Raw genomic sequence first — 4,147 nt, 5'->3', positions numbered from 1 at the left:
CGAGCCGCCCGGCGGCCCAGGTCGCGCAGGCCGCCCCCGCCTCGGTGAGCTACCTCAGCGACCGCTACCGGGTCGGCCCCGACGAGGCCGCCCGCCGGCTGGCCCTCCAGGAGCTGTCCGCGCCGCTGGCCGACACCCTGGCCGCCCGCTTCCCCGACGCTTACGCCGGGATGTGGCTGGACCAGGCCGGCGGCGGGGTGCTCACCATCGCCGCCACCGACCCGGCCCGGGTCACCGAGACGGTCGCCGGGCTGCCGGACGCCCGGCACGTCACCGTCGTGCCGGTCCGGCACTCGCGTCGTGACCTGGACGCGGCGGCGACCCGGCTGGCCGGGACGCTGGGCGTCACCGCCGGGCGGGACGTGGTGGTCGACGAGCGGGCCAACGAGGTGCTGGTGCTCACCGGCGACGCGGTGCCCGCCGACGACGCCCGGCTGGCCGGCGCGCTCGACACGGCCGGGGTGCCGGCGCGGGTCCGGGCCCGGTTCGACGCGGGCACGATCCCCAAGGCGTGCGACCCGCGCTACTGCGCGCAGGCGCCGATGCGCGGCGGCATCCGGCTGGACGTGCCCCGTGACGACGGCACTGTCGGCGGCTGCACCACCGGCTTCAACGTCCGGGCGAAGTCGGGGCGGTACTACGTGCTGACCGCCGGGCACTGCGTGGTGGGCGGCCGGCACCAGCGCGTCGACGACACCTGGCACCAGTTCCTCGGTCCGAAGGTGCCGGTGGGCCTGGAGTCGACCAACCCGGTGCTGGCCGAGAACGATTTCCCCAACGACTACGCGGTCCTGCCCTACGCCGAGGGGGCCAGCACCCGTTGGGCGTACCCGAGGCGCGGTGCCGGCAGCAACACGCCGAGCCTGGTCAACTACTGGTGCGTGGCCGACAACCCGGCCTGCGCCGGCAGGGGCAGCCGCGACGTGCCGATCACCGGCGTCACGCCGTACGCCACGGTGCAGGCCGGCTGGGTGGTCTGCGCCACCGGCTCGGCGTACACCCCGAAGGCCGGCGAGCAGTACGTCGACTCGGGCGCCGGGGCCGGCTACCTGCCGGGCACCCGCTGCGGCGAGGTCATCGGCAAGGCCGGCGGCGGCATCGACGTGCGGGTCTGCGCCCGGCCGGGTGACAGCGGCGGCCCGCTGTTCACCGAGTCCGACGGGCGGGCGCTGGGCATCCTGAGCAACGGTGACCCCGGCGAGGGGCCGTGCACCAACCCCGACGAGACGAACACCTACGCGCCGGTCTCGGTGATCCTCGACCGGGTCAACGGTCGCACCGGTCTCGGCTTCCAGATCGCCACCAAGGGTCCGCTGCTCGCCCCGCCCGCCGGCTCCTCGAACCGGTAGGTCGCCCGGTCCGGCCAGCGGGCTCGTCCGGACGGCGGTTCCCGGGTGGCGGTTTCCGGTTGGCGGCTCGTCTGGCCGGCGGGCGGGCCCGGGGTGCGCCGGGCACCCGGTGCGGTGCCGCCGGCACGCCCGGTAAAGCCGTGGGCGGGAGGTCGACGGCTGCCTACGATCGACCGATGACTGATACGGCGAGGACGGCCCGCGCCGGTGTTCCCGAACGTCCCACCCTGGACGGCATCGAGGAACGCTGGGCGCGCCGCTGGCAGGAGGAGGGCACGTACGCGTTCGACCGGGAGAAGGCGACCGTAGCGGGTCGCGGGTCGACGGCGGGGACCCCGCGTCGGCACGGTCGCGGCGACGACGTGTACGCCATCGACACCCCGCCGCCGACCGTATCCGGCGAGCTGCACATGGGGCACGTCTTCTCGTACACGCACACCGACACGGTGGCCCGGTTCCAGCGGATGCGCGGGCGCAACGTGTTCTACCCGATGGGCTGGGACGACAACGGCCTGCCCACCGAACGCCGGGTGCAGAACGTCTACGGGGTGAGCTGCGACCCGTCCCTGCCGTACGACCCGGCGTGGCAGCCGCCCGACGCCCCGGTCACCGAGGCCCGGCGTCGGGAGCCGACCCCGATCTCCCGCCGCAACTTCGTCGAGTTGTGCGCCCGGTTGACCGCCGACGACGAGCAGGTCTTCGAGGCGCTCTGGCGACGGCTCGGCCTGTCCGTGGACTGGTCGTTGACGTACACCACGATCGGGCGGGCGGCGCGGGCCACCTCGCAGCGGATGTTCCTGCGCAACCTGGCCCGGGGCGAGGCGTACCAGGCGCAGGCGCCGACGCTGTGGGACGTCGGGTTCGGCACCGCCGTGGCACAGGCGGAACTGGAGGACCGGGAGCGTCCGGGGGCGTACCACCGGCTGCGGTTCACCGGGCCGGACGGGCGGGAGGTGCTGATCGACACCACCCGGCCGGAGCTGCTGCCGGCCTGTGTGGCGGTGGTCTGCCACCCCGACGACGAGCGGTACGCCGACCTGGTGGGCGCGACCGTGCGTACCCCCGTGTTCGGGGTCGAGGTGCCGGTGCGCGCGCACCCGCTGGCGGACCCGGGCAAGGGTACCGGCGTCGCGATGGTCTGCACGTTCGGTGACCTGACCGACGTGACCTGGTGGCGGGACCTCGACCTGGCGACCCGGGTGGTGATCGGCCGGGACGGCCGGCTGCTGGCCGAGCCGCCGGACGGCGTGCCGGTCGGACCCTACGCCACGCTTTCCGGGCAGTCGGTCAACGCCGCCCGGCGGGCCGTCGTGGAGTCGCTGCGCGACGCCGGTGACCTGGTCGGCGAGCCGCGCGAGATCACCCATCCGGTGAAGTTCTACGAGCGCGGCGACCGGCCGTTGGAGATCGTCTCGACCCGGCAGTGGTACCTGCGCAACGGCGGTCGGGACGCCGGGCTGCGGGCGGAACTGCTGGCCCGGGGCGACGAACTGCGCTGGGTGCCGGAGCACATGGGGCACCGCTACGCGCACTGGGTGGGCGGGCTGACCGGGGACTGGCTGGTCAGCCGGCAACGCTTCTTCGGGGTGCCGGTGCCGGTGTGGTACCGGCTCGACGCCGTTGGCGAGCCGGACCACGCCAACCCTCTCACACCGGACGAAGCGTCGCTGCCGATCGACCCGTCGGGTGAGCCGCCGCCCGGCTACGACGAGTCGCAGCGCGGCGTGCCCGGTGGGTTCGTCGGCGACCCGGACGTGCTGGACACGTGGGCCACCTCGTCGTTGACCCCGCAGATCGTCGGCGGTTGGGAGACCGACCCGGAGTTGTTCGACCGGATCTTCCCGATGGACCTGCGCCCGCAGGGGCAGGAGATCATCCGGACCTGGCTCTTCGGCACGGTCGTGCGTGCCCACCTGGAGCACGGGGTGCTGCCCTGGCGGGACGCGGTGCTCTCCGGCTGGATCCTCGACCCGGACCGCAAGAAGATGTCCAAGTCCAAGGGGAACGTGGTCACCCCGATGGCGCTGCTGGAACAGCACGGCTCGGACGCGGTGCGCTACTGGGCGGCCAACGGCCGGCCCGGCATGGACCTGGCCTTCGACCCGGCGCAGATCAGGGTGGGTCGGCGGCGGGCCACCAAGCTGCTCAACGCGTCGAAGTTCGCGTTGGGGCTGGGCGCCGCCGACGCCCTGCGCACCCCGGCGACCACCCCGTTGGACACCGCCCTGCTCGCCGAGCTGTCCACCGTGGTCGCCACCGCGACCGCCGCCTTCGACGGGTACGACCACACGACCGCCCTACAGGCCACCGAGGCGTTCTTCTGGCGGTTCTGCGACGACTACATCGAGTTGGTGAAGGAACGCGCCTACGGCACCGGGCCGGGTGCCGACTCGGCCCGGGCGGCGCTGGCCACCGCCCTGTCGGTGCAGTTGCGGTTGTTCGCCCCGGTGCTGCCGTACGTGACCGAGGAGGTCTGGTCGTGGTGGCGGTACGGCTCGGTGCACCGGGCCCCCTGGCCGACCACCTACGAGGTGGGGCGGGCGATCACCGGCACCGGTGACCCGGCCCTGCTGCGGCTGGCCGGGGACGCGCTGGGCCAGGTCCGGCGGGCCAAGTCCGAGCGCAGGCTGTCGATGCGGGCGGAGGTGCCGCTGGCCGAGGCGCTGGGCCCGGCCGGCCTGCTCGCCCAGCTCACCCTGGTCGCCGACGGCGTGCGCGCCGCCGGCCGGCTCCCCCCCCTCGACCTGCTCCCCGACCGCGCCCCCGTACTCGTCATCGCCAGCGCGTTCTGACGCCGG

At 74.5% G+C, this 4,147-nt stretch carries 2 protein-coding genes; both read left to right on the top strand.

The features are described 5' to 3' along the window. Positions 1-1,349, top strand: a 1,349-nt coding sequence (locus ACOJTC_RS17960; RefSeq protein ID WP_420117746.1) for a trypsin-like serine protease, incomplete at its 5' end; no start/stop codon positions are given. Between the two features lie 176 nt (positions 1,350-1,525). After that, entirely contained in the window at positions 1,526-4,141 is a 2,616-nt protein-coding gene (gene valS, locus ACOJTC_RS17955) for a valine--tRNA ligase (RefSeq protein WP_420117745.1), read from the top strand. The last annotated feature ends 6 nt before the right edge of the window (positions 4,142-4,147 follow it).

This window comes from Micromonospora sp. (assembly GCF_048594385.1).
GTDB classification, from domain to species: domain Bacteria; phylum Actinomycetota; class Actinomycetes; order Mycobacteriales; family Micromonosporaceae; genus Micromonospora; species Micromonospora wenchangensis.
Note: the sequence above shows the minus strand (reverse complement) of the source record. Positions and strands in the feature narration are given on the sequence as shown.

What these genes read in the sequence shown, in the direction of transcription:
- valS (WP_420117745.1), top strand. Translation starts at nt 1,526, where the DNA reads ATGACTGATACGGCGAGGACGGCCCGCGCCGGTGTTCCCGAACGTCCC.